Annotated in this window: 20 protein-coding genes and 1 pseudogene; 9 read left to right on the forward strand and 12 right to left on the reverse strand. The window is 73.2% G+C overall.

Annotation, left to right across the window (positions count from 1 at the left end):
• Positions 1-29: 29 nt before the first annotated feature.
• Positions 30-1001: an aldo/keto reductase gene (locus BX266_RS05775; protein WP_099897838.1), complete on the reverse strand. Its 972-nt coding sequence runs from the start codon at positions 999-1001 to the stop codon at positions 30-32.
• A 153-nt stretch (positions 1002-1154) separates the two neighbouring features.
• Between BX266_RS05775 and BX266_RS05780 the strand changes: the two genes are divergently transcribed.
• Positions 1155-1820 carry a (2Fe-2S)-binding protein gene (locus BX266_RS05780; protein ID WP_099897839.1) on the forward strand — a complete coding sequence of 222 codons (666 nt, stop codon included), beginning with the start codon at positions 1155-1157 and terminating at the stop codon, positions 1818-1820.
• On the opposite strand, the gene BX266_RS05785 is transcribed toward BX266_RS05780, so the two are convergent.
• From BX266_RS05785 to BX266_RS05795, 3 genes are all read right to left on the reverse strand, one after another.
• Positions 1792-2580 carry a helical backbone metal receptor gene (locus BX266_RS05785; RefSeq protein ID WP_099897840.1) on the reverse strand — a complete coding sequence of 263 codons (789 nt, stop codon included), beginning with the start codon at positions 2578-2580 and terminating at the stop codon, positions 1792-1794. The genes BX266_RS05780 and BX266_RS05785 overlap by 29 nt on opposite strands.
• Before the next feature lie 34 nt (positions 2581-2614).
• Positions 2615-6094, reverse strand: coding sequence for a carbohydrate binding domain-containing protein (locus tag BX266_RS05790; protein ID WP_099897841.1), 3480 nt, complete (start codon positions 6092-6094; stop codon positions 2615-2617).
• A gap of 284 nt (positions 6095-6378) precedes the next feature.
• Positions 6379-6801: a helix-turn-helix domain-containing protein gene (locus tag BX266_RS05795; protein ID WP_099897842.1), complete on the reverse strand. Its 423-nt coding sequence runs from the start codon at positions 6799-6801 to the stop codon at positions 6379-6381.
• Between the two features lie 87 nt (positions 6802-6888).
• Here BX266_RS05795 and BX266_RS05800 point away from each other — a divergent pair, with 87 nt between their 5' ends.
• Positions 6889-7710, forward strand: coding sequence for an NAD(P)H-binding protein (locus BX266_RS05800; protein WP_099897843.1), 822 nt, complete (start codon positions 6889-6891; stop codon positions 7708-7710).
• A 397-nt stretch (positions 7711-8107) separates the two neighbouring features.
• Here the strand turns inward: BX266_RS05800 and BX266_RS05805 are convergent, their stop codons facing one another.
• Complete coding sequence (locus BX266_RS05805) at positions 8108-9328, reverse strand: CdaR family transcriptional regulator (RefSeq protein ID WP_099897844.1); 1221 nt, start codon at positions 9326-9328, stop codon at positions 8108-8110.
• Positions 9329-9642: 314 nt separating this feature from the next.
• Here BX266_RS05805 and BX266_RS05810 point away from each other — a divergent pair, with 314 nt between their 5' ends.
• On the forward strand, positions 9643-10065 hold the full coding sequence (locus BX266_RS05810; RefSeq protein WP_099897845.1) for an SsgA family sporulation/cell division regulator: 423 nt from the start codon (positions 9643-9645) through the stop codon (positions 10063-10065).
• 33 nt (positions 10066-10098) lie between these two features.
• Here the strand turns inward: BX266_RS05810 and BX266_RS05815 are convergent, their stop codons facing one another.
• The 4 genes from BX266_RS05815 to BX266_RS39745 all read right to left on the reverse strand — a co-directional run bounded on the left by BX266_RS05815 (position 10099) and on the right by BX266_RS39745 (position 13410).
• Positions 10099-10962: an ABC transporter permease gene (locus BX266_RS05815; protein WP_099897846.1), complete on the reverse strand. Its 864-nt coding sequence runs from the start codon at positions 10960-10962 to the stop codon at positions 10099-10101.
• Positions 10922-11779 (reverse strand): ATP-binding cassette domain-containing protein, encoded by an 858-nt coding sequence (locus BX266_RS05820; protein WP_099897847.1) that lies wholly within the window; start codon positions 11777-11779, stop codon positions 10922-10924. Before BX266_RS05820 ends, BX266_RS05815 begins: the two co-directional genes overlap by 41 nt.
• Positions 11776-12288, reverse strand: a complete 513-nt coding sequence (locus BX266_RS05825; protein WP_099897848.1) for a MarR family winged helix-turn-helix transcriptional regulator — start codon at positions 12286-12288, stop codon at positions 11776-11778. Before BX266_RS05825 ends, BX266_RS05820 begins: the two co-directional genes overlap by 4 nt.
• 132 nt (positions 12289-12420) lie before the next feature.
• The gene (locus BX266_RS39745; protein WP_099897849.1) at positions 12421-13410 is read right to left on the reverse strand and encodes a transglycosylase SLT domain-containing protein; all 990 of its coding nucleotides are present in this window, start codon (positions 13408-13410) and stop codon (positions 12421-12423) included.
• Between the two features lie 252 nt (positions 13411-13662).
• Between BX266_RS39745 and BX266_RS05835 the strand changes: the two genes are divergently transcribed.
• Positions 13663-13932 (forward strand): GlsB/YeaQ/YmgE family stress response membrane protein, encoded by a 270-nt coding sequence (locus BX266_RS05835; RefSeq protein WP_099897850.1) that lies wholly within the window; start codon positions 13663-13665, stop codon positions 13930-13932.
• Positions 13933-14016: 84 nt separating this feature from the next.
• Here the strand turns inward: BX266_RS05835 and BX266_RS05840 are convergent, their stop codons facing one another.
• A complete protein-coding gene (locus BX266_RS05840) occupies positions 14017-15330 on the reverse strand; it encodes a hypothetical protein (protein ID WP_099897851.1) in 1314 nt (437 codons plus the stop codon).
• A gap of 275 nt (positions 15331-15605) precedes the next feature.
• Here BX266_RS05840 and BX266_RS38385 point away from each other — a divergent pair, with 275 nt between their 5' ends.
• The gene (locus BX266_RS38385; RefSeq protein ID WP_099897852.1) at positions 15606-16244 is read left to right on the forward strand and encodes a hypothetical protein; all 639 of its coding nucleotides are present in this window, start codon (positions 15606-15608) and stop codon (positions 16242-16244) included.
• 168 nt (positions 16245-16412) lie between these two features.
• Positions 16413-17456 (forward strand): polysaccharide deacetylase family protein, encoded by a 1044-nt coding sequence (locus BX266_RS05855; protein WP_099897853.1) that lies wholly within the window; start codon positions 16413-16415, stop codon positions 17454-17456.
• Here BX266_RS05855 and BX266_RS05860 read toward each other — a convergent pair.
• Positions 17417-18085, reverse strand: coding sequence for a hypothetical protein (locus tag BX266_RS05860; protein WP_099897854.1), 669 nt, complete (start codon positions 18083-18085; stop codon positions 17417-17419). The two genes, BX266_RS05855 and BX266_RS05860, sit on opposite strands and share 40 nt — an antisense overlap.
• Before the next feature lie 350 nt (positions 18086-18435).
• Between BX266_RS05860 and BX266_RS39750 the strand changes: the two are divergent.
• The 3 genes and pseudogenes from BX266_RS39750 to thpR form a co-directional block, all read left to right on the forward strand.
• Positions 18436-19281: pseudogene (locus BX266_RS39750) on the forward strand (discoidin domain-containing protein); the annotation flags it as partial.
• A 555-nt stretch (positions 19282-19836) separates the two neighbouring features.
• Positions 19837-22722 (forward strand): CARDB domain-containing protein, encoded by a 2886-nt coding sequence (locus BX266_RS05865; RefSeq protein ID WP_259465056.1) that lies wholly within the window; start codon positions 19837-19839, stop codon positions 22720-22722.
• 118 nt (positions 22723-22840) lie between these two features.
• Positions 22841-23437, forward strand: coding sequence for an RNA 2',3'-cyclic phosphodiesterase (thpR, locus tag BX266_RS05870; RefSeq protein WP_099897856.1), 597 nt, complete (start codon positions 22841-22843; stop codon positions 23435-23437).
• 10 nt (positions 23438-23447) lie between these two features.
• On the opposite strand, the gene BX266_RS05875 is transcribed toward thpR, so the two are convergent.
• A complete protein-coding gene (locus tag BX266_RS05875; protein ID WP_099897857.1) occupies positions 23448-23933 on the reverse strand; it encodes a rhodanese-like domain-containing protein in 486 nt (161 codons plus the stop codon).
• Positions 23934-24146: the final 213 nt, after the last annotated feature.

The following is a 24146-nucleotide window of genomic DNA, read 5'->3' on the forward strand; positions in this document are numbered from 1 at the left end:
ACACCGTCGACCGCACGCGTCGACATGCGTCACGCGTAGAAGTTGCGCTCCCAGCGGTGCCCGGCCAGCACCTTCAACTGCTCCTCGCTCAGCGGCACCCCGTCGCCGACGGCGGCGTTGCGCTCCACGTTGCGCACCGAGCGCATGCCCGGAATGACCGTGGACACCGCCGGGGCGCTGAGCACGAACCGCAGCGCGGTCTCGGCGAGTCGTCCGGTGTCGATGCCCAGGTCGGCGGTCAGCGCCGCCACCCGCCGCTCGACCTGCGCGGGCCGGTCCGCCCGGAAGTAGCGGCGCCGGAAGTCGCCCTCCGGGAAGACCGTGTCGGCGGTGATCGCACCGGTCAGCCCGCCCTCGTCGAGCGCCACCCGGACGATCACGCCGACGCCGTGCTCCTGGCAGGCCGGGAACAGCTCGTCCAGCGGCGACTGGTCGAACACGTTGAAGATCACCTGCACTGCGTCCACCACGCCGCTGCGCACCAACTCGACGGCGCTGTGCGGCTCGTGGTCGTTGATCGAGACGCCGAACAGGCCGATCAGACCCTCCTGCTTCAGCTCCTGCACGGTCTCCAGCCAGTCGCCCCGGCCGAGCCACTCGTCGCTCCACACGTGGAACTGCACCAGGTCGAACCGCTCCAGGCCGGCGGCCGCCAGCGAGGTCCGCAGGCTGCTGCGGATGTGCGCGGCCGGGAAGGTCTCCGCCGGGTCCACCCCGGGCCGGGCCGGCCACTGGCCGTTCAGCGGCGGCACCTTGGTCGCCACCCGCACCTGCTCGCCGTTGGCCGCCCGCTCCCGCACCAGCTGGCCGACCAGCCGCTCGCTCTCCCCGTAACCCCGCGCCGTGTCCACGAAGTTGACGCCCAGGTCGACCGCCCGGTGCAAGGCCGCCAGCGACTCCTCCTCCCGCGCCCCGACCCAGCTCGACGCGCCGATCCCCCAGGCCCCGAACCCCACCTCCGAGACCTCGACCCCACTGCGTCCCAGTTCGCGGTACCGCATCCGTCCTCCTCCTCGCCGTCGCCGATCCCAGGACACGACCGTAGGCGGCAGGTCGGCCGGAAGCCAGCGCGATCGGCCGCGCACCGGTCCGACGAACCGCACTAGGCTCCGCGGTGTGCCCCTCACCTGCAGCCCTCCGTCCCGGTACCGCGCATGACGGCCCGACCCGGCCTCGACTCGCTCGGCCCGTACTTCGCCGTCCGCACCGGCGTGCCGCCCGCCGGTTTCCGCCCGTTGGCCGAACTGTCCACGCCCGAAGGCCCGCTGGCCGCCCGGGTCGCCGAGGTCGGCCGGGTGCTGCGGACGAACGAGCGCCGGGTCGCCGCGTCGACCGCGCACCTGGGGCTGGCGGCCCGGTTCTGGTCGGTGGCGCTCGGCACCGCCGTCCTGACCGGGCGGTTGCCGGACCTGGACGGGGCGCTGTTCGCACTGCCGCCGCAGGGACCGTTCGAGCTGTGGCTGCCCGCCGAGCCCGGGCCCCCCGCGACCGCCGCGGCCCTGCACGACGCGGTGATCGACCGTCACCTTCGCCCGCTCGGGGCGGCTCTCCGCCTCGCCCCGGGGCTGCTGGCGGGCAACGCCGCCTCCGCCCTGGTCGGCGCCGCCCGCCAACTCGGTGCGGCCTCGCCGTCGTTGGGAGGGCCGGCGGCTGCGCTGGCCCGCGAGCTGCTCGCCCGCTCCCCGGAGGTCGGCGCGGTCTCCCCGCCCGGCCGTCCGCTCGCCTTCCGCCGCGCCTCCTGCTGCCTCTACTACCGCGCCCCGTCCGGCGGTCTGTGCGGCGACTGCGTCTTCACCCGGCCGCCGGCCGTGCGGCGCTGAGCAGCTGGCCGGCGAGGACGGTGCGGGCCTCGGCGAGGGAGGGGCCGTACCAGGTGAGGTGGCGGCCGCTGAGGAGGGCGTACGGCAGGGCGGGGAAGGCTTCGGGGCCGTCGGTGGCGGTGAAGCGGTAGGGCTCGTCCGGGAGGATCAGCAACTCGGCTGCGAGGGACTGGAGTTCGGCGAGCGGCAGGCGGGGGTAGCGGTCGGGGTGGTCGGCGGGGAGCAGGTCGACGCCGAGGCGGCGGAGCAGGTCGGCGGCGAAGGTGTCGCGGCCGAGCACCATCCAGGGCCGCCGCCAGATCGGGGCGATCGCCCGGACGGCCGGCCCGGGCACGGGTGCCGACCAGGCCTGACGGGCCGCCACCAGCCAATCGGGGCACGGGAGTCGGAGGGCGTCGACGAGCAGGCGGTGCAGCGAGTCGAGGGCCTGGTCGAGGTCGCGGATCCGGGTGGTCCAGACCGGGAGCCCGGCGGCGCGCAGGGCCGCCAGGTCGGGGGCGCGGTTCTCCTCCTCGTTGGCGATCACGAGGTCGGGGGCGAGCGCGAGGATGCGCTCGACGGCGGGGTTCTTGGTGCCGCCAATCCTCGCCACGTCGAGCGCCGCGGGGTGGGTGCACCAGTCGGTGGCGCCGACCAGCAGGCCGGGGGCGGTGACGGCGACGGCCTCGGTGAGCGAGGGGACCAGCGAGACGACGCGACGGACGACGAGGGGCGGTAGTGCGTTGCCCTCGTCGTCCGTCACCTGCCGTGCCGCGCGCATGGCGGCACGCTAGCAGCGGGTCGGGCCGGGACTGCTACTTCAGGTACGGCCCGTCGACGCCGATCTTGCCGGGCGCGGCGTTCTTGCCGCCCAGGTCGAGCACGTACACCCGCAGGTTGCCCTTGCCGGGGGCGGTGATGGACAGGGTGCCGTTGGCGACGGTGCGGACGTCACCGGTGACGGCGTCCTTGTAGGTGCCGTTGGGGATGCCGGTGAAGGTGGCGGCGTCGGTGACGGTGACCAGGGCGAAGGAGTCGACGCCGCTGGCGGAGTCGGTGTAGCGGCGCTTGAAGGACATGCCACCGCTGACGCCGTCGGTGGAGTACTGGCCCATCTGCAGGGCGGGGATCGCCCGGCGGATCTGGTTGAGCCGCTGCACCTGCTTGACCAGCGGCTGCTGCAGCGTGCTGGCGACGGCGCCGCTGGCGGCGGAGACCACCGAGAAGTCGGAGGCGGTGACGGCGCCCTCGACGTGGTCGCCGTAGTAGGCGCGACCGGTGGTGGCGAGCGGGCAGGACGGGCCGCAGTCGATCTGCTTGCCGGCCTGGAACTCGATCTCGGAGCCGTAGTACAGGGTCGGGATGCCGCGGAAGGTCCACATCAGCGCCATGTTCTCGGCCCAGGCGTCGGTGCCTCCGGTGTAGCGCACGCTGGACTTGTTCGGCCCGTAGTCGTGGCTGTCGACGTACACCACGTTGTAGGTGGCGTCGTTGGTGGAGTCGTCGGAGTCCTTGCCGTTGCCGAAGGCGTTGTGCGCGTCACCGAAGTTCATGTGCATCCGCATGTCGATGATGTTCATGCCGGAGAACTTCGAGTGGTCGGGCGCGTGGTAGGTGTTGCCGTCCAGGAAGGCGTTGGTGGACGTCGGCTGGTTGCCGGTGCCGAGCTGCTCCTCGTAGTTGTACTGGTCGAGGGCGGCCTGCACGTCGTCGCTGGTGTAGTCCTTGCGCTCCTTCCAGGTGTAGAACTGCGCGGAGTGGTTGACCGAGCCGCGGTTCCACTTGTCGTTGACGAACGCCGCGACCTCGCCGAAGACGAAGAAGTTCTGCGCCTTGGCCGGACCCCAGTCCTGGGTGACGCGCTGCTGGATCGCGGGCAGGAAGCGGCGGTTCCAGGTGACCCGCGGGACGTGCACGGCGGTGTCGACCCGGAAGCCGTCCACGCCCATGTCGATGTACTTGTTGTACGCGCCGATCAGGTAGTTCTGGACGTCGGCGTTCTCGGTGTTGAAGTCCGCCAGGTCGTCGGCCAGCCAGCAGGAGCGCGAGTCCTCGCCCTCCCAGTTGCCGATCCAGCACTGGTGGAAGTACTTGGACGGGAACATGCCCGACGTCGGGCTCGGCCACTGGCAGTTGTAGATGGTGTAGCCCTCGGGGCTCTTGTACTGCGTCGGGTTGCCCCAGCCCACGCAGGTCTGTCCGGCGGGCTGGGTGGTGGACCACAGGTCGCCGTTGTAGTACGACTTGCCGCTCTTCGGCTCGACGGTCAGGCCGTCGTACTCGAAGCCGGGCTGCTTCTCGTCGTAGTACCAGGACCACTGGGCGTCCCGGACGCCGTACACGGTTGGCACGTACAGGCCCTTGGCGCCCCACCGGGAGCTGTGGTTGTAGACCACGTCCTGGTAGATCTTGATGCCCTTGGCGTGAGCGGCGTTGATCAGGTCCTGGTAGGAGGCGCCGGCCGACTCCAGGCGCGGGTCGACCTTGTAGAAGTCGTAGCCGTGGTAGCCGTGGTAGTCGTAGTCGGAGCGGTTGAGGACGACCGGGGTGATCCAGACCGCGGAGAAGCCCAGGCCCTTGATGTAGTCGAGCTTCTGCACCAGGCCCTTGAAGTCGCCGCGGAACATCGGGTCGTTGTTGGCCGCGTTGCCGGACTTCACGTCCTGGTTGCCGCCCCGGTCGTTCGACGTGTCGCCGTCGTAGAACCGGGCGGTGAGCACGAAGTAGATCGGGTCCTTGCGCGGGTCGGTGCCGATCATCTGGCCGGCCGTGGGCGCCGGCGGGGCGTCACCGGTGGTGGCGACCGCGGCGGCGGAGGCGGCCGAGACGTTCCCGGCGGCGTCGATCGCCTTCACCGTGTAGGTGTAGACGGTGCGCGCCTCCAGGCCGGTGTCGGAGTAGACCGTCGAGCCGACGTTGAGCACCGAGGTGCCCTTGGTGCCGCCGGAACGGGTCACCTGATAGCCCGTCACCTTGGTGTCGTCGGTGGACGGCTCCCAGGTCAGCACGATCGAGGTGTCGGTGGCGGTGGCGTTCACCGTGGTCGGCACGCTCGGCGCGGTGGTGTCGGGGACGACCGCCGCGCACGGGTCGGCGGCGTTCCCGGTGACCTTGCCGTTCTGCACGGTGCTGATGCCCGCCGGGACGACGTAGTTGGCGCCGTTGTTGCTGTCCCAGGTGCCGTTGCCGTTGTTGAAGGTGGCCGCCATGGTGGCCGCGCTGCCCAGCGACACGGTGCGCTTGTACCAGCCCGGGCAGGCCAGTGTCATGCCGATGCCGGGCACCGCCGTCCATGCTCCGCCCGCGGGGGCGTAGTGCAGGTTGACGATGGTCCAGCCGACCACGGCCGTCGAGTAGAACACGGTGGCGCTGTTCCCGGCCGGCGTGGTGCTGCTGGCGGACGGGGTCGGGGACGGGGAGGCCGACGCACCGGCGCTCGCGCTCGCCGACGCGGAGGCGCCGGCACTCGCGCTGGGGCCGGCACTGGTGGAGGCGCTCGGGCTCGGGCTGGTGGCGGCGCACGGCTCGGTGCTGCCGACCACGCCGTCCTTGACCGTCACCACGCCGGTGCCCAGGGCGTAGTTCCTGCCGCCGTTGTTGTCCCAGGTGCCCGAGCCGTTGTTGAAGGTGGCCTGCAGGCCGTTCGCGGTACCGAGGCTGACGGTCTTTCGGACCCAGTCGGTGCAGGCTGCCTCCATCGCGACGCCCGGGACGGTGGTCCAGGTGCCGCCGTTGGGTGCGTAGTGCAGGTCGTACGCCGCCCAGTTGCGGGTCTTGGTGTAGTAGTACACCGTCGCGCTCGCGCCGCTGCTCGACTGGCCGGGGCTCGGCGAGGGGCTGGGCGAGGGGGTGCCGCCGTTGTCGGCGCCGCACGGGTCGCTGTGGGCGATCACGCCGTCCTTGACCACCACGGTGCCGGTGCCCAGGGCGTAGTTCTTGCCGCCGTTGTTGTCCCAGGTGCCCGAGCCGTTGTTGAAGGTGGCCTGCAGGCCGGTGGCGGTGCCCAGGTCGACGGTCTTCTTCACCCAGTCGGTGCAGGCCGCCTCCATGGCGGTGCCCGGCACGGTGGTCCAGCTCCCGCCGTCCGGGGCCCAATGCAGGTTGTACGTCGACCAGTTGCGGGTCTTGGTGTAGTAGAAGACGGTGGCGGTGTTGCTGCTCGCCGCCGTCGTGTCGGTCGCCGCGCTCGCGGTGACGCCGAGCGGAGCCGTGGTCAGCAGGCCGGCGGTGAGCGCCGCCACCGCTGTCAGTACGGCGGCGATGGGGCGCCGCCTCTGCCGTGCTCGTCTGGTCAAGGGGGTGTCCCTCGGTCATGGCCGCAGGCGGTGGGGACTGCCTCACGGCAGGGGGTGGGTGGGGGAGCTTGCGCAAGAGCATGCAAGGACTTCCAGGAGGTTACTGAGCCATGACCAGCCTGTAAAGACTCCTTGAGACACCCCACGACGGCTCAATTCCGGGCAATACCACGCCATCTGATGCAAGATCTTTCCGAAACTCGTCAGCACGCCGGAGGGAACGCCGGCAGGGCGACGTCGGCATCCGGACCACCCGACCACCTGACCACCGCGCGGGGTTGTCGTCAGCGGATGTCGTGGTCCGGGTGCGCCAGGTCGTACGCGTGCCTCGCTTCGGCGATGACAGCACGGTGAGCGAGGGACCAGTCGGCAAGGGCCTTGACCAGGTGGGTCAGGCCGGCCCCGGTCCCGGTCAGACGGTAGTCGACCTGGGCGGGCACGGTCGGGTACACGGTGCGCAGCACGAGGCCGTCGCGTTCGAGCCTGCGCACCGTGAGGGTGAGCATGCGCTGGGAGATGCCGTCGACGCCGCGTTGGAGCTCCCGGAACCGGCGCGGCCCGCCGGCGAGTTCGACGATCACGAGCACCGACCACTTGTCCCCGATGCGGTCCAGGACGTCGCGGATGCCGCAGTCGGGATGGTCCTCGCGTCCGCAGGGGGCGAGTTCGGCGGGGGTCGTGGTTACCCCGGTGTGCGTGAGTGACATTGAACTGCCTCCTTGTGGGCGGTGAGCGTGCGGTCGAGGATCAAGCGTAGTTACCGATGAGAACCACGACGGAGGACGGCGACTGACATGATCTTGGTGACCGGAGCGAACGGAAACCTCGGCTCGGCCACGCTCGCCACGCTGCGTGCTCGCGGCATCGTCGCGACGGGCGGCAGCCGCACGCCGGCCGAGGGGATGCGGCGTCTCGACTTCGACGACCGCCCGGGCCTCGACCTCGCCGGTGTGTCGACCCTGGTGCTGGTCTCCGCCGGCTACGCCGAGGACGACCGGGTCGTCGGGCGGCACGCGGCAGTCCTGGACGCCGCCGTCCGCGACGGCGTCCGCCACGTCGTCTACACGAGCCTGACCGGTGCCGGCGACCATCTCGGCTTCGCGCTCGCGCACCGTGCGACCGAGCGGCTGGTGCGGGCGAGCGGAGTGCCGTGGACGATCCTGCGCAACGGCCTGTACGCCGAACTCTTCGGCGCCCTCCTGATGTGGACCGGCGAGGGGATGGAGTCCGCGTTCGGCGACGGTGCGCTGGCCGCGGTCGCGCGCGAGGACCTCGCCGACGCCGCGGCAACCGTTGCGGCGGACCCGGCACCGCACAGCGGGCGCAGCTACGAGCTCGTCGGCACACCGGTCACGGCCGCGCAGGTGGCCGACCGGCTCGGCGTGCCGCACCGCACCATCGGTCTGGGCGAGTACCGGCGCCGGCTCCTCGACGAGACGGCGGGGCTGCTGCCGTTCCAGCCGCCGATGCTCGCCTCGATCGCCACCGGCATCCGACACGGCTTCCTGGGCGGCACCTCCCCCGACCTGGCCCGCCTGCTCGGCCGTCCGGTCCGTGATCCGCTGGCCGCGGCCGTCGCGGTTGCCTCGGCCGCGAGGCCGGAAGCCCGCGGGTAGCAGCGGGCGCCGAACGCCCGGCGGCGAACGGAGTCCTGCCCGCGATCGTGGCGGCCGCACTCACGTGCCTCCCGAACCGGCTCCGCCGGGGCAGGCAGCATGCGCCAGTCACGGTGCCCGGGAGCACACCACCTCGTGCTCCTCTCATCGCCACCCCGCAGCCGAGCAGCCCGGCCCGGGGCCCGAACGCGTCGGCGAGCGCACCCCAGGCGGGGTTGGCGGCCGTGAGGGCCGCGCTCGGGACGAGGGTGAGCAGCGCCTGCACGCGACCCAGGTGGGTGGTGGGCGCTGTGGACAGCGCCAGGGGGCCGAGGTGGCAGGCGAAGAGACTGGAACCGGCGCCGACCGGCCAGCCCGGAGCCGGCGGAGCCGGGACCGTCCCGCCCGGCCGCCGGGCTCATTCCAGTGGGTCGCGGACCACGCCGGGGAGGTGCAGCACCGCCTGCAGGGCGATGTACAACTCCGCGGAGTCCAGCCGCCGTTCGAAGGAGCGGCCGGAGAGCTGCTCGATCCGGCGGAGCCGGTAGCGGATGGTGTTGGGGTGGCAGTACAGCAGCTTGGCGGCCTTGTCGGCGGAGCCGTCGACGGCGAACCAGGTGGCCATCGTGGAGAGCAGCTGTTCGCGCTGGCTGTCGGGCAGTTCCATCACGGGGCCGAGCACCTGGTTGCCGATCCGGGAGGCGGTGGAGGGGGCGCTGGCGACCAGCATCGGCAGCGGGTTGTCGTCGAACAGGGTGACGGTCTCGTCGGGGCGGGCGGAGCTGGCGAGCGCGACCTGCGCCAGGTGCAGCGCCTGCGGGGTCTGGTCGAGGCGGGTGTAGCAGGGGCTGACACCGGCCCGCCGGACGGTCTGCTGCCGGAGGGTGTCGACCAGCTGGTCGATCGCGGCGGCGGCCCGCATCGAGACGATGCCGATGTGCGCGTCGGGGGTGAGTCGCCAGGCGGAGCCCATGTCGTGCTCGCGCAGGGTGGGTTCGATGTCGGGCAGGGCCTGCCGGGCCAGGCCGGGGGCGTGCGCGACGACCACGGCGAAGGTGCCGTCGTACGGCAGGGTGAGCATGTCGGCGGCCTCCAGCACGGAGCCGGGGTTGCCCATGCCGCCGCGCAGCACCACGTCGACCAGCGCGGAGCGTTCCTGGTCGCGGCGGACCATCAGCAGCGCCGCGGTCTCGTTGAAGGCGTTCATCATGGCGGTGGTCGACTCCTCGTTGAACCGCCACACGTAGGTCGCCATCTGCACCAGGTCCTCGCTGGAGGCGAGGCCGTGGCGCAGCGACTCGGCGGCCATGGTCTCCCACAGGTGGGCGAAGCCGATCCGGAACGCGGACTGCACCGTGGCCAGCGGAACGCCCTGTTCGGCGCGCAGCCGCCCGGTGCGGCGCGGGGCCTCCAGGCAGAGCTCCTCCTCGTGGCCGAGCCGGCGCAGGGTGAACTCGATGTTGCTGCGGACGGACTCGGTGAGGTCGCCGGCGGGCAGCGGGCCGGCCGAGCGGTAGACGCTCATGCTGTCGCGGATGCGGCGGACCGTTTCCGCAGTGAGCGCCGGCAGTCGGGCCAGCAGGTGGCCGGCCAGTCGCGTGGCCGAGTCGGCCGGCGCGGCGGTGAGTTCGGTGCCCATGCCGCGAGCCTAGGCGGCGCGGTGCGGCGCGTTCGATCGGCGCGGGGGCGCGCCGCCGGCCGGGCACGCCGTGGGGCGGCCGGACGCCCGGGCTCCGCACGGGCGTTCCCCGGGTGAGGGGCCGGGTGGGGGTTGACGGCCCGTCAGGCGGTCGGCGGAGCGTTTTGTCGCGGCCCACAGACCGGGGCGGCCCGGGTCTGTTCGCCCGGACAGCGTTGGTGTCGCACGGCCCTGCGGGTGCGCCGGGCGGCTCTACCCTGCTGCTCGTACCAGTCCGGGGCCGCCGGGCCGGGCCGAGTGGAAAGACACCCGCGATGGAATGCCCCGCCGAGCTGTGCCTCGACCTGGTGATGGACCTGCTGCTGTCGCCCGAGGAGGCCTTCCCCGTCCCGGCGCGACTCGGCTACTCCCCCGACGACCCGTACGCGGTTCACGTCGCCTTCCACGTCGACTCGACGCAGCCGATCGGCTGGTTCTTCGCCCGCGACCTGCTGGTCCAGGGCCTGCTGCGCCCCACCGGCCTGGGCGACGTGCGGATCTGGCCGGCCGTGGTGGACGGCCGCCGGACGGTCACCCTGATGCTCTGCTCCCCGGAGGGCGACGCCTTCCTGCAGGCCCCCGCCGCCCAGCTGGCGGCCTGGGTGCGCCGCACCCTGCGGGCGGTCCCGCCGGGCGGCGCGGCCGAACGCGACCGGGTGGACCGCGCCCTGGACGCCCTGTTCGCCGCGAACGCCTGACCTTTCCGACGCCCGGTCAGCTCGGCCGCCCGGTCAGCGGGCCAGCCGGCCGAGCAGTCCGGAGGCCGCGGTGATGCCGACGGCGGTGGCCAGGGCGAGCACGCCGAAGTCCAGCGCCAAGTGGGACGGGGTGCCGATGAGCAGGCCGCGCAGCGCGTCGACCTGGTAGCTGAGCGGGTTGGCCCGGCTGACGGCCTGCAGCCAGCCCGGCATCAGGTCGACGGGGTACAGCGCGTTGGAGCCGAAGAACAGCGGCATGGTGATGGCCTGGCCGATGCCCATCAGGCGGTCGCGGGTGAGCACGATGCCCGCGATGGTCATCGACAGGCAGGCGAAGAACGCCGAGCCGAGCACCACCGCCGCCGCGACGCCGAGCAGCCGCAGCGGGTTCCAGGTCATGCCGACGCCGAGCACGGCGGCGAGCAGCACCACCACGGCCGCCTGGATCACCGCCTTGACGCCCGCGGCGAACGCCTTCCCGGTGACCAGTGCGGCCCGCGGGGTCGGGGTGACCAGCAGTTTGGTCAGCACCCCGGAGTCCCGCTCCCAGATGATCATGATGCCGTAGAAGATCGCGATGAACATCGCGGACTGCGCGATGATGCCGGGCGCCAGGTAGTCCAGGTAGGGGATGCCGCCGGTCGGGATGGCCTTCAGCCGGGTGAAGGTCTCGCCGAAGATCAGCAGCCAGAGGGCCGGCTGCACCGCCCTGGTGTACAGCTCGGTGCGGTCGTGCCGAAGCTTCTGCAGTTCGACGGTGCACATCGCGAGCACCCGGGCGGGCACCACCCGCCAGCCGGTGCGGGCCCGCGGCGGCACCAGCAGCAGTCCCAACTCCGGCCCGACGGGCCCCTGTTCAGCCGACGCGGCGTGCGGTGCGGCGGGTGCGGCGGACATCTCCGAAGTCTCCTTCCCCGGTGTCGTTGCTCAGCGCGCGGCCGGAGAAGTGCCGGAACACGTCGTCCAGGGTCGGCTCCGGCTGGGCCGGGTCCTCGGCCCGCACCTGTGCCTTCAGCTCCTCCGGGGTGCCGAGGGCGCGGATCCGGCCCCGGTCCATCAGGGCGATCCGGTCGCAGTGCCGGTCCGCCTCGTCCATGTAGTGGGTGGTGACCAGCACCGTCATGCCGGTGGCGCGGCGCACCGCCTCCACCCGTTCCCACACGCCTGCCCGGGCGATCGGGTCCAGGCCGATGGTCGGCTCGTCCAGCACCAGCAGCCGGGGTGCGCTGACCAGTGCCTGGGCCAGCTCCAGGCGGCGGACCATGCCGCCGGAGTAGGTGCCGGCCATCCGGTCGGCGGCCTCGGTCAGGTCGACCGCGGCCAGCGCCTGGGCGACCCGCTCGGCCCGCTCCGCCCGGGGCACGTCGAAGACCCGGGCGAACAGCGCCACGTTCTCCCGGCCGGTCAGACCGGCGTCCGCGGACAGCTGCTGCGGCACGTAGCCGAGCAGGCGGCGCACCTCGCCGCGTTCGGCGGCGCAGTCGTGGCCGAACACCCGCACCATGCCGCGCGCCGTCGGCAGCAGCGTGGTGATCGCCCGGATCGTGGTGGTCTTGCCCGCGCCGTTCGGCCCGAGCAGCCCGAACACCTCGCCGGCCCGCACCACCAGGTCGACCCCGTCCACCGCCCGGGCGGCCTGCGCCTTCCCCCGGCCGCGGTGGAAGGTGTACGTCAACCCCCGGCAGTCGACGGCGCTCTGCCGCTCCCCGCTCATGACGCCACGCTCCCTTCACCGGCCTCCGCGCTCGCATCGCCGCCCGCCCTGGCCCGCAGCCCCGCCGCGACCGCGCGCAGCGCGGGCAGCGCCGCGACCAGCGCCGCCCGCTGCGCCGGCGGCAGTTCGGCCGCCACCTCGCCGACCAGGGCGGTGCGCCGGGCCCGCCAGGCGGCGAGCCGCTCGACGGCCTCCTCGGTGACGTACAGCAGCGCGGCCCGGCGGTCCGCCGGGTCGGTCTCGCGGCGCAGCAGGCCCTGCCCGACCAGCTGGTTGACCAGGGTGGAGACCGAGTTGCCGGCCAGGAACAGCTCCGCCGCGGCGTCCGACACCCGCAGGCCGGGGCTGTCCGCGACCAGCCGCAGCAGCTCGACCTGGGCGCCGCGCAGCCGCGGCTGCTCCAGTCCGGCCCGCAGTTGACGGCGGATCAGCCGCTGGATGCCGACCAGCAGCGCCGAGAACTCCTCGGCGTCCGGCCCGCCGGGGTCCGGCTGCTCATGTTCGCTCACACCTCCGATTTTAGCTCTGAGTGAGAGCTTTTCGTCGAGGGGGCGGCGGGCAAAGCTCTGCCCAAGAACGCCGGAGGACCGGCCCGCACGCGGCGGACCGGTCCTCGGGGGACGGAAGGCGGTGGCGGGGCGTCAGTAGCCGCGCGGCGAGCGGTTCGGGTCGGCCTGCTGCACCTTGGACGCCAGGTCGTGGCCGTCCGGCGAGACGTGGTAGCGGCTGCGGATGTAGTTCATGGAGGCCGCGACGTTCGCCACCGGGTCGTAGATGTCCGTCGAGGTGCCCTTGACGTGGTACGCCGCGAAGGTGCTGGGGATGGTCTGCCAGCCGCCGCGCGAGCTGTTCAGCGGCGCGCCGTCGGCCTGCTTCGCACCGTGCGCGTTGGTGTCCCAGAGGTTCACCTGCGAGGTCGGCGCGTTGTACGAGGACTCGCGCTTGGCGATGGTCAGCATGCCCTTGGTCCAGGCCTCGCGGGCCGCCGGGTCGGTGACGCCCATCGCGTCCAGCGCCTTGGCGATGTAGTCGCGGCAGGCCGCCTCGCCGCTGCCGAACTTGCCCTTGCCGCCGTAGGTGACGTCGCCGGTGGCGATCTTGCCGGCGGTGGAGATCTCGGTCTTCGGGTCGTTGCCGTGGTGCCCGCCGGGCTGGTTCGGGCTCTTCGGCTGGCTCGGGTGGGTACCGCCGTGGTGGCCGCCCTGCCCGCCGCCCGGCTTGTGCTGGCCCGGCTGGTTCGGGCTCTTCGGCCGGCCCGGGTGCGTGCCCTTGCCCGGCTTGTCGACGCCCTCGTGGGCGCGCTTCTCGGCTTCCTGGTACTGCTTCAGCACGCTGCCGAGCTTCTTCGCGTCCTCCGCGAGGTTCTCGGTGAGCTGCTTCTTGGTGGCCTCCAGCGCCGCCATCCGCTCGGTGATCGCGCCGACCCGCTCGCGCACCTGCTCGATCACCAGGCCGGCCCCGAGGACGTTGCCGAGCAGGCCGGCCGTGACGTCGGTGGCGACCGCCCTGGCCATCGCCGACTTGATCTGGCCGGTCTGCTTGTTGAGTTCACCCATCCGCTGCTGGATCTGCTGGAAGTCCCGCTGGATCTTCGCCAGTTCGCCCAGTTCGACGCCGAAACCCGCTGCCATTCTGTGTCTGCTCCCCCGTAGGACCTGACATCCGTTCAGGTCGGTTATCCCATCACACTGCGTCGGTTCGCAATCACCCGGCCCCCGCTACCCCAGGTCCCGGCCCTGCAAACCCCGGGATCGGTGGTTCGCCGAGATGCCCGGGCGGGCCGGGCGCGCGATCATGGCAGGTGCGGACCGCCTTCCCGGCGGCCCCCTGTTCGGTTCACCGCTGACGGCCGGCAGGCGTCCGACCGGAAAGGCTGGGATTCGATGTTCCAACTCCTCTGGATTCTGCTGATCGGCTTCGTCCTGGGTGTGATCGCCAAGCTGATCCTGCGCGGGCCGCAGGCCATCCCGTGGTGGCTGACCATGCTGCTCGGTGCACTCGGCGCCCTGCTCGGCAACCTGGTGGCCGGCTGGATCGGCGTCCGCCACACCGGGGGCATCGACTGGATCAGGCACCTCCTGCAGATCGGCTTCGCCGTGGCCCTGGTCGCCTTCGTCGCCCCGGCCTGGAGCAAATCCCGCACCAGCAGGTAGCGGGCCCCCTCAGGCCCCGTCGCCCGCCGCGCACGCACCGTGCGCGGCGGGCGACGCCGCGTTCCGGGCCCCGGCCCGTGGGCGTCAGGCGAAGCGCGAGCTGCGGACCGGCCCGGCGGAGCGGATCCGGTCCCGGTCGCCGGTCGCCCACGTCCCGGCGGCGCGGGCCGCGAACGCCGCGAGCACCTCGTCCGGGTCGGCCGGGGTCGCCCCGTCGCCCTCGTCCGGCTCGGCGGCGGCCGTCCGGATCTCCTCCGCCAGCTCGGCCGCCGGGCGGCCGTCAGCGGGCTCCTCGCTCGCGCCGCCCTCCGGGTCGAAGCGCAGACGCGGCTCCCACGGGGCGACCACCCGCTGCACCAGCAGGCCGGAGACGTCCGCCGACACCGCCGGGGTGTCCGTCCAGCAGGTGGCGTGCTCGTACAGCACCTCGCCGGGCGCCCGCTCGTGCAGCGCCCGCAGCGCCTGCGGGTCGCACCCGTTCAGGTCGTACGCCACCACCAGCGTGTCCGGCGCACCCGGGCGGTACGGGGCGGCGGGCAGGCCGAGCAGGGCCGCCGCGGCCAGGCCCAGCGCCTCGCTGCCCCGGTCGGGGAGCAGCGCCACCGCCGCGGGCGTGCGGCCGGTGGCGGCCAGCACGGTGCGCAGCCGCTCCAGGCCGACCCGGCAGTTCTGGTAGCTGTCCTGCAGGTACGCCCAGCGGCCGGTCATCCCGGCGTCCCAGCCGTAGCCGGCGTAGGTCGCCAGCAGGCCGCCGGTCAGGGTGTAGTGCCAGCCGCGCAGATCGGTGTCGCCGGTCGGCGGGACGGCGGCGGCCCGGGCCAGGGTGCGGCGGATCCGGTCGGCGGCGGGCTGCCAGGTGTCGCCGGGCGCGGCGAGCCGCCCGAAGGTCTCCCGGGCCAGGTCGAGGCGGCCGGCCATCAGGGCGTTGTGCACCAGCAGGTAGCGGTCCGGCCAGTCCGCGGTCAGCTCGCGGTGCTCCTGCAGCACCGCGACGGCCTCGGCGTGCCGCTCGCCGTCCTCCAGCGCCACCGCCAGCTCGACCAGCACCTGGCGCGGGTCGACGGCCGCCCGCCGGGCCCTGCCGAACCGGCGGCGCCCGGGCGGCGCGCCCCCGCCGGCCAGCGCGGCCCGCAGCGCCGGGACGGCGAGGGCGGACAGGCCGTGCTCGATGCAGGCGTACCCGTACCCGTACAGCGCGCCCGGGTCGGTCGGGGCGGCCGCCAGGCCGGCGGCGGCCCCGGCCAGGTCGTCGATCCCCACCGCCTCGGCCAGCTGCCGGACCAACGGCGCGAGTTCACCCGCCGTCAGGTCCTCCGCGACGGAGCGCAGTTGGCGGGCTGCGCCCTGCGGGTCGCCGGCTTCGAGCAGGTCCCGCGCCTTGGCGAGGTCGGAATGCACGCAGTGTCCTCCGGATCAGGGGGTCGGGCCAGGGGTTCGGGCCGGGGGTCCGGGGCCGCGAACGCCCGCCCGATCATCGCTCCGGCGGGCCGGCGCGCCAAGCGGTTTTCCCCCGGTGTGCGACAGGGCTGTCACGGCGGCGGACGCTGTGTCACCGTCCGGTTCCGATGCGGTTCGGAATCGGCGAATCCGCTCCCTCGGCGGTGGCCCGTGGCCGATAGCGTCCTGCCCCGTACCACCCCACCACACCACGCACCTCCAAGGGGAATCACGCCGTGAGCAGCCGTCAGTCCTTGACCGCCCGTGCCCTGTTCGCCTCCGCCGCGCTCGCCGCGACGCTGGCGCTCGCCGCCTGCGACCCCGAGGGGACGGCCGACGACGCCGCGGTCTCCTCGGCGGCGGCCTCCACCCCCGCCCCGATCGCCGCACCCTCCTCCACCGCCGCCGCTTCGCCCGCCGCCGGGGCCGGGCGCACCCTCACCGAGGCCCCGACCGCCGGCGGGCTCAAGCGGGCCACCGGCGACCAGCAGCTGTCCGACGTGCCGGTGGACCCGGGCGAGATGCGCGACGGCATGCACCTGGTCGAGGCCAACTACGCGCGCACCGGCTCCGCCCGGCCGGTGCTGTTCGCGGGCGTCGACAACGTCCCGGAGGACCCGAGCAAGCGTCGTGAGCACCTCTGGCGCGGCCTGGTCGACTACGCCCTCGGCGAGGGCGCCACCGGAGCCCCCGGCACCTCCACCCCGTACGCGGCCGGCCCGCTCGGCGGCAACCTCGAGTGCTTCCCGCTCGGCCCCGACGCCCTCTGCGGCTGGGTCGACACCTCCACCGCCGCCGTCGCCCTGTTCCCCGCCACCGCCCCGGCCGACGCCGCCAAGCTGTTCGCCGCCATGCGCGTCGACCTGGAGCACTGACCGGACACCGGCGTCCGCCGGATCCTGCCCCCGCCGCCCCGTTGCCGGAACGTGACGGAGCGTCAGCTGCGTTTAAGCAGGCAGGCATTGACGGTCGGTGATCGTTTCGGAAGGCTTCGTGGCCGTTCCCGCGGTCACCCGGCCGCGACCGGCCGGGAGGGCTGCGCGGTGCGCTATTCGGGGGTGGCCTGGACGGGCTCGGGGTACGAGGTGGCGGTGCTGGACGAGGCGGGCCGCCCGGCGGCGCCCGGGGCGCGGTTCGCGGCGGGGCGGGTGCGGGCGGTGACCGAGCATCTGCTGGGCCTGCAACGGGAGTTCGCCCGGGCCGGGGAGAGCCTGGTGACAGTGATCGACTCGACCAACGGGATGGTGGACGGGGCGCTGTGCCGGGCCGGCCTGGCGATGTACCGGGCGGACCCGTGGGTGCTGCCGGCCCGGCCCGCGTTCGGGTCGGTGCCGGCGGCCGACCTGGCGGCGGCGGCCGTCCGCGACCTCGGGTCGGTGGTCCGGCTGGGGGTGGACACCGGGACGCTCGCCGGGCGGTCGGCGGAGATGGTCGCGGACATCGAGGCCAGCGTGGACGAGCTGGAGCTGATGCGGCGGGCCGGGCGCTGCCTGTGGGCCGACCCGTGCGAGCGGCCGGTGGTCGCGCTGACCTTCGACGACGGGCCGAACCCGCCGTACACCGGGCGGATCCTGGACGTGCTGGACCGGTACGGGGTGCCCGCCACCTTCTTCTGCGTGGGCCTGCACGCGCTGGCGCACCGCGCCGAGCTGGAGCGGATGGCCGCCGCCGGGCACCAGATCGCCAACCACACCTGGTCGCACCCGTACCTGCCGGACCTGTCCCGGGGCGAGCTGGTCGCCCAACTGGAGCGCACCGACGAGGCGATCGCCGCGGCCGTCGGCGGCGACGGCCCGCGGATGTTCCGTCCGCCGTACGGCGGCCGGACCCCCGAAGTGCTGTCCTGGCTGAACGAGTTGGACACCACCGTGGTGCTCTGGGACGTCGAGCCGTCCGACTGGGCGCTGCCCGGCGCGCAGGCGATCACCCGCGCCGTCCTGGAGCAGGCCCGGCCCGGCGCGCTGATCCTTATGCACGACGGCGGCGGCGACCGTTCGCAGACCGCCGAGGCGCTGCCCGGGGTGATCGAGGGACTGCTCGGGCGGGGCTACGAGTTCGCCCGGGTGGACGGGCTGCCGCGCCCCTGACCGCGGTTCAGGTCCCGGCGGGGCCGACCGGTCCTGGTGGATGACGCAGCCGCTGCTGCCGAGCTCCGGCGGCGGGCAGTGGTCGGCCGGGCCGATGCCGTTCGGCGCGCACTCGCGGTTGCCGAAGGTGCACGCCGTCCGAACAGCAGCCCGGTCAGGTCGTCGGCGCCGGCGGGCGAGTCGGGGCGGCGGTGACTGCCGCCGGGGTTGAACAGGTGTCGTTGGTCAGGGCGACCGCGAATCGGAGCGGCAACGGCGCCGCTCCTCCACAGGGACGAGCTGGACGGGGCACGGGAGCGGGGCCGGACCCCTGATCTGGACGGGTCGGGCGAGGCGGCGTCGAAGCGCAGGCCGGAGGACGCCGCGCCGCGGGCCGGGGGCTTCTCGCGGCCGCGTCGGAGCGCGAACAGCAGGATCGACCACCAGTCGGGCGGGTCGACCAGCTCCTTCAGCCGCCGGCGGGCGTCGTCCGGCAGCTGTTTCACCTGGTCGAGGTCCTGCCCGGCCCGGCGGCCGGCGTCGTCGAGGAGTTGGCGCAGCGTGTCGCCCTGCTGCCGGGCCAGCGCGGCCAGCTCCTGGGTGAGCCGGCCGACGACGGTGCCGAGGTTGTCGGGGGAAGCGTTCGCCATCACCCGTCCTTCCGGATCCGGGCGGGGACCGGGCCTGGGGCCGACCACCCGCACTGCCAGCATTCTGGCTGCTCGGACGGCACGCGCTCCACACCGAACCTCCCGGGTACGGGACTTGACGGAGCGTTGGGCGGGCGCCGCACGCCCCCCGGCGCGGATTCGGCGAGTCTTTGCGATCCGTTGACACTCTCGACATGCCTCTGCAACTCTTGGGTGCCCTCACGCAAAAAATGAACATAGAGCCGTCATTTTCTCGACTCCCACTCCCCCCACCCATCCAGCGACAGAGGGAAGTCATGAGATCCAAGCGCCTGCTCCCCCGGCTGACGGCGACGTCGGTCACGGTGGGAATGCTCCTGTTCGCCGGCCCGCTGCTGCCCGCCCACGCGGCCGGCGGGCCCAACCTCGCGGCCGGAAAGCCGGTGACCGCGAGCAGCGCCAACGGCCAGTACACGGCCGGCAACATCAACGACGGCAACCAGGCCAGCTACTGGGAGAGCAGCAACAACGCGCTCCCCCAGTGGGTCCAGGTGGACCTGGGCGGCACCGCCACGATCGACCAGGTGGCCCTGAAGCTGCCCACCGGCTGGGGCAGCCGCAACGAGACGCTGACCGTGCTCGGGTCCACCGACGGCAGCACCTTCGCCACCCTGGCCGCGTCCGCCGGGTACGCCTTCGACCCGGCCACCGGCAACACCGTCCGGATCGGCTTCCCGGCCGCTGCCGCCCGCTGGGTGCGGGTCCAGGTCTCCGCCAACAGCGCCTGGCCCGCCGCCCAGTTCTCCGAGTTCGAGGTCTACGGCGCCTCCGCCGCCTCGGCGAACCTGCTCGCCGGCCGCACCTTCACCGCCGGCGGCACCTCGCAGAACTACGGCCCCGGCAACGTCGGCGACGGCAACCAGGCCAGCTACTGGGAGAGCGCCAACAACGCCTTCCCGCAGTGGATCCAGGGCGACCTGGGCTCCGCCGTCCCGGTCAACAAGCTGGTGCTGAAGCTGCCCGCGGGCTGGGAGCAGCGCAGCCAGACCCTGAAGGTGCAGGGCTCCACCGACGGCACCACCTTCACCGATCTGCTGGCCGCGGCCGCCTACAGCTTCGACCCGGCGGCCGGGAACCTGGTCACCGTCTCGCTGCCCACCGCCACCACCCGCTGGGTGCGGCTGCTGTTCACCGCCAACTCGGCCTGGCCCGCTGCCCAGTTGTCCGAGTTCGAGGCGTACGGCCCGGCCGGCGGCGACACCCAGGCGCCGACCGCCCCGCCGAACCTGACGTACAGCCAGCCGGAGCCCGGGAGGATCAGGCTCGCCTGGGGCGCGGCCACCGACAACACCGGGGTGACCGGCTACGAGGTCTACGCCAACGGGCAGTTGGCGGCCTCGGTGGGCGGGGACGTGCTGACCTGGACGGACACCCGCCCGGCGAGCGAGACCGTCACGTACACCGTGCGGGCCAAGGACGCGGCGGGCAACCGGTCCAACCCGAGCGCCCCGGTGACCCGCACCGGCGAGGACCCGGGCGACACCGTCAAGCCGACCGCGCCGGGCCGCCTGGCGCTCACCGAGCCCACCGCCGGGCAGATCGCGCTGAGCTGGGACGCCGCCACCGACAACGTCGGCGTCACCGGCTACCAGGTTTACGCCGACGGGCAGTTGAAGGCGAGCACGGCCGGCACCGTGCGCACCTGGACGGACAGCCAGCCAGCCTCGGCGACCGTCACCTACACGGTCCGGGCCAAGGACGCGGCCGGCAACCTGTCCGACCCGAGCAACGCGGTCACCAGGACCGGCGATCCCGGCGCCCCCGGCAGCAACCTGGCGGCGGGCAAGCCGGTCGAGGCGTCCGGGCAGGCCTGGACCTTCGCCCCGGCCAACGCCAACGACGGCAGCACGGCCACCTACTGGGAGGGCAACTCGGGCGCGTTCCCGAACACCCTGACCGTCAAGCTGGGCGCCGACGCCGACCTGCAGCGCGTCGTGGTGAGACTCAACCCCGACCCGGCGTGGGGCGCGCGCACCCAGAACATCCAGGTCCTCGGGCGGGCCGACGGCGCCACCGGCTTCAGCAGCCTGAAGGCCGCCGCCGACTACCGCTTCGACCCGGCGAGCGGCGCCAACACGGTGAGCATCCCGGTCACCGACCGGGTCGCCGACCTGCAGCTGAAGTTCGCCTCCAACACCGGCGCGCCCGGCGGACAGGTCGCCGAACTGGAGGTGATCGGCACCCCCGCGCCCAACCCCGACCTGACGGTCACCGACGTCTCGTGGTCACCGGCGTCCCCGAACGAGACCACCGCACTCACCCTGCGCGCCACGGTGAAGAACATCGGCACCCTGCCCTCGCCCGCCGACAGCGTCGACTTCCTGCTCGGCGGCGCGCTCGCCGACAGCGTCGCCGTCCCGGCCCTGGCCGGCGGCGAGTCGGTGACCGTCTCCAAGGGCATCGGCACCCGCCCGCAGGGCAGCTACCTGCCCAGCGCCCGGGTGGACGCCGACAACTCCGTCCACGAGCGCAACGAGGACAACAACCTGCTGGCCGCGAGCTCCGCGATCACCGTCAGCCAGGCCCCCGGCCCCGACCTCCAGGTGCTGGACGTCACCCCGAACCCGGCCAGCCCGGCGGCCGGCGCGGCCACCTCGTTCAGCGTCCAGCTCCGCAACCGCGGCATCGACCCGGCGCCGGCCGGCGTCACCCGCCTGACGGTCGGCGCCGCCACCCTGAACACCGCCACCCCGGCGATCCCCGCCGGAGCGACCGTCACCCTGCCCGTCACCGGCAGCTGGACGGCCGTCGCCGGCGGCGCGACCGTCACCGTCACCGCCGACGCCACCAACACCGCGCAGGAGACCAACGAGAACAACAACACCCTCGCCAAGCCGATCGTGGTCGGCCGCGGCGCCGCCGCGCCCTACACCTCCTACGAGGCCGAGGACGGCAGCTACCAGGGCGAGTTGCTGCAGGCCGACGCACTGCGCACCTTCGGCCACACCGACTTCGCCGCCGAGTCCTCCGGGCGGAAGTCCGTCAAGCTCACCGGCACCGGCCAGTACGTCGAGATCACCTCGACCGTGCCGACCAACTCCATCGTGGTCCGCAACTCCATCCCCGACGCGTCCGGCGGCGGCGGCATCGACGCCACTCTCAGCCTCTACGCCAACGGCCAGTTCGTGCAGAAGCTGACGCTGTCCTCCAAGCACAGCTGGCTGTACGGCAACACCGACCAGCCCGAGGGCCTCACCCAGACCCCGCAGGCCGACGCCCGCCGGCTCTTCGACGAGGCGCACGCGCTGCTCCCGCAGAGCTACCCCGCCGGCACCAAGCTCCGCCTGCAGCGCGACGCCGGGGACACCGCCTCGTTCTACGCCATCGACCTGATCGACCTGGAGCAGGTCGCCCCGCCCACCGCCAAGCCCGCCGAGTGCACCTCGATCACCGACTTCGGCGCGGTCCCGAACGACGGGCTGGACGACACCGCGGCGATCCAGGCCGCCGTGACGGCCGATCAGAACGGCACCATCTCCTGCGTGTGGATCCCGGCCGGCCAGTGGCGGCAGGAGAAGAAGATCCTCACCGACGACCCGCTCAACCGCGGCGCGTACAACCAGGTCGGCATCCGCGACGTGACCGTCCGCGGCGCGGGCATGTGGCACTCGCAGCTGTACTCCACCGTCGAGCCGCAGAACGCCACCGGCAGCATCAACCACCCGCACGAGGGCAACTTCGGCTTCGACATCGACGACAACACGCAGATCTCCGACATCGCCATCTTCGGCTCCGGCCGGATCCGCGGCGCCTCCGACGGCTCCGAGGGCGGGGTCGCACTGAACGGCCGGTTCGGCAGGAACACGAAGATCGACAACGTCTGGATCGAGCACTCCAACGTCGGCGTCTGGGTCGGCCGCGACTACGACAACATCCCCGACCTGTGGAACCCCGCCGACGGGCTGCAGCTCACCGGCATGCGGATCCGCGACACCTACGCCGACGGCGTCAACTTCTCCAACGGCACCCGCAACTCCAAGGTGTTCAACTCCACCTTCCGCACCACCGGCGACGACGCGATGGCCGTCTGGGCCAACAAGTACGTCAAGAACACCTCGGTCGACATCGGCCACGACAACAGCTTCACCAACAACACCGTCCAACTCCCCTGGCGGGCCACCGGCATCGCCGTCTACGGCGGCTACGGCAACAAGATCGAGAACAACCTGGTCCACGACACCGCCAACTACCCCGGCATCATGCTCGCCACCGACCACGACCCGCTGCCCTTCTCCGGCCAGACCCTGATCGCCAACAACGCGATCTACCGCAGCGGCGGCGCGTTCTGGAACGAGGCCCAGCAGTTCGGCGCGCTCACCCTGTTCGCCGCCAACCTGGACATCCCCGGCGTCGTCATCCGCGACACCGAGATCCACGACAGCACCTACGACGGCATCCAGTTCAAGACCGGCGGCGGGACCGTCCCCGACGTGAAGATCACCAACGTGACGGTCGACAAGTCCAACAACGGCGCGGGCATCCTGGCGATGTCCGGCGCCCGCGGCAGCGCCGTCCTCACCGACGTGCACATCACCAACTCCGCGACCGGCGACATCGTCCGCCAGCCCGGCACCACTTTCACCATCAGCAACGGCTGACGGACCGCCGCCCCGGCACACCCCGGTCCCGGCCGCTCGGAGCTTCCCCCTCCGAACGGCCGGGGCCGCAGCCGTTCACCGCGTGCCCGCGGCGGCGGCAGGGTGCTAGAAATCCCTGGTGGACGATCGACCCGAGCCCCCGACCCGGCGCGTCTTCGTGGCGCTGGCCCCGCCCGACGACGCCAAGGACGAGCTGGCCCGTGCCCTGCGGCCGGCCAGTGCCCGGTACCCGCGGCTGCGCTGGAACCGGATCGAGGACTGGCACATCACACTGGCCTTCCTCGGCGAACTGCCCACCACCGCGGTGCCGTTGCTGCAGTCCGCGCTCGCCGGCACGGCCGGAGCCCGCCCCGCCCTGGAACTCGCCCTGCGCGGCGGCGGCCACTTCGACCACCGGCTGCTCTGGAGCGGCGTCGCCGGAGACCTCGACGGCCTGCACCGGCTCGCCGACGACGTGCGCGAGGTGGTCAGGTCCTGCGGCATCGGGTTCCGGGACCGCCCGCTGTACCCCCACCTCACGCTGGCCCGGGCCCGCCGCGACGACCTGGTCAGCGTGCCGGGCGGTGCCGCCGACCTCGCCGCGTTCGCGGGCCGACCGTGGCCGACCGCACGCCTCCACCTGGTCGGCAGCAACATCGGCCGCGGCCCGGGCCCGATCCACTACCGCGACGTCGAGTCCTGGCCGTTCGGCCCGGCCGCCCCCGCCCACCGGTAGCGGCCGCCGCTCAGCACGCGCAGGAGATCCCCGACCGCGGCGCGGTCAGGTCGTCGACGGGACGCTGCTCGACCCCGGCGGCGGTGTCGTACGCGAACCCCTCCCGCACCCAGTACTCGAAGCCGCCCAGCATCTCCTTCACCGGGTACCCGAGCCGAGCGAACGCCAGCGCCGCCCGGGTGGCGCCGTTGCAGCCCGGCCCCCAGCAGTAGGTGACCACGGTCTGCCCCGGGGCGATCGACTCCGGTGCCAGCTCGGCGATCCGCGCGGTCGGCAGGTGCACCGACCCGGGGATCCGCCCCTGGTCCCAGGCGGCCTTGCTGCGGGTGTCCACCACCACGATCCCGGGCGCACCGGACGTCAGATCGGCGTGGACGTCCGACACGTCCGCCTCGAAGGCGAGCCGGGCGGCGTAGTGCGCGGCAGCGACGGCCGGCGCGGCGGCGGGAACGCTCAGCACGGCACTGGCGATCTCGACGGAAGCGACAACAGACATGGGAGATCCCCCTCGTGGCGACAACGGACTGTCCGGCGGGCTCGTCCCGACTGCCCCGACCGGCCTCGACCCCGCCATTCTCCGCGCCCCGCCCGCACGCCCACGAGTGGCGTGACCGCCTACGACCGCCAAGATCCCGCCACCGCCACGCGACGTCGGGACCCCGCCCGGAGGCGCCGGCCGGGCGGGGTCTCGGTTCAGGGGGTCGGGGAC

The organism is Streptomyces sp. TLI_171, assembly GCF_003610255.1.
Classification (GTDB): domain Bacteria; phylum Actinomycetota; class Actinomycetes; order Streptomycetales; family Streptomycetaceae; genus Kitasatospora.

Excerpts from the sequence above, each read along its gene's own strand:
- BX266_RS05775 (WP_099897838.1), bottom strand. The coding sequence starts at position 1,001 with ATGCGGTACCGCGAACTGGGACGCAGTGGGGTCGAGGTCTCGGAGGTG.
- BX266_RS05780 (WP_099897839.1), top strand. The coding sequence starts at position 1,155 with ATGACGGCCCGACCCGGCCTCGACTCGCTCGGCCCGTACTTCGCCGTC.
- BX266_RS05785 (WP_099897840.1), bottom strand. The coding sequence starts at position 2,580 with ATGCGCGCGGCACGGCAGGTGACGGACGACGAGGGCAACGCACTACCG.
- BX266_RS05795 (WP_099897842.1), bottom strand. The coding sequence starts at position 6,801 with ATGTCACTCACGCACACCGGGGTAACCACGACCCCCGCCGAACTCGCC.
- BX266_RS05800 (WP_099897843.1), top strand. The coding sequence starts at position 6,889 with ATGATCTTGGTGACCGGAGCGAACGGAAACCTCGGCTCGGCCACGCTC.
- BX266_RS05805 (WP_099897844.1), bottom strand. The coding sequence starts at position 9,328 with ATGGGCACCGAACTCACCGCCGCGCCGGCCGACTCGGCCACGCGACTG.
- BX266_RS05810 (WP_099897845.1), top strand. The coding sequence starts at position 9,643 with ATGGAATGCCCCGCCGAGCTGTGCCTCGACCTGGTGATGGACCTGCTG.
- BX266_RS05815 (WP_099897846.1), bottom strand. The coding sequence starts at position 10,962 with ATGTCCGCCGCACCCGCCGCACCGCACGCCGCGTCGGCTGAACAGGGG.
- BX266_RS05820 (WP_099897847.1), bottom strand. The coding sequence starts at position 11,779 with ATGAGCGGGGAGCGGCAGAGCGCCGTCGACTGCCGGGGGTTGACGTAC.
- BX266_RS39745 (WP_099897849.1), bottom strand. The coding sequence starts at position 13,410 with ATGGCAGCGGGTTTCGGCGTCGAACTGGGCGAACTGGCGAAGATCCAG.
- BX266_RS05835 (WP_099897850.1), top strand. The coding sequence starts at position 13,663 with ATGTTCCAACTCCTCTGGATTCTGCTGATCGGCTTCGTCCTGGGTGTG.
- BX266_RS05860 (WP_099897854.1), bottom strand. The coding sequence starts at position 18,085 with ATGGCGAACGCTTCCCCCGACAACCTCGGCACCGTCGTCGGCCGGCTC.
- BX266_RS05875 (WP_099897857.1), bottom strand. The coding sequence starts at position 23,933 with ATGTCTGTTGTCGCTTCCGTCGAGATCGCCAGTGCCGTGCTGAGCGTT.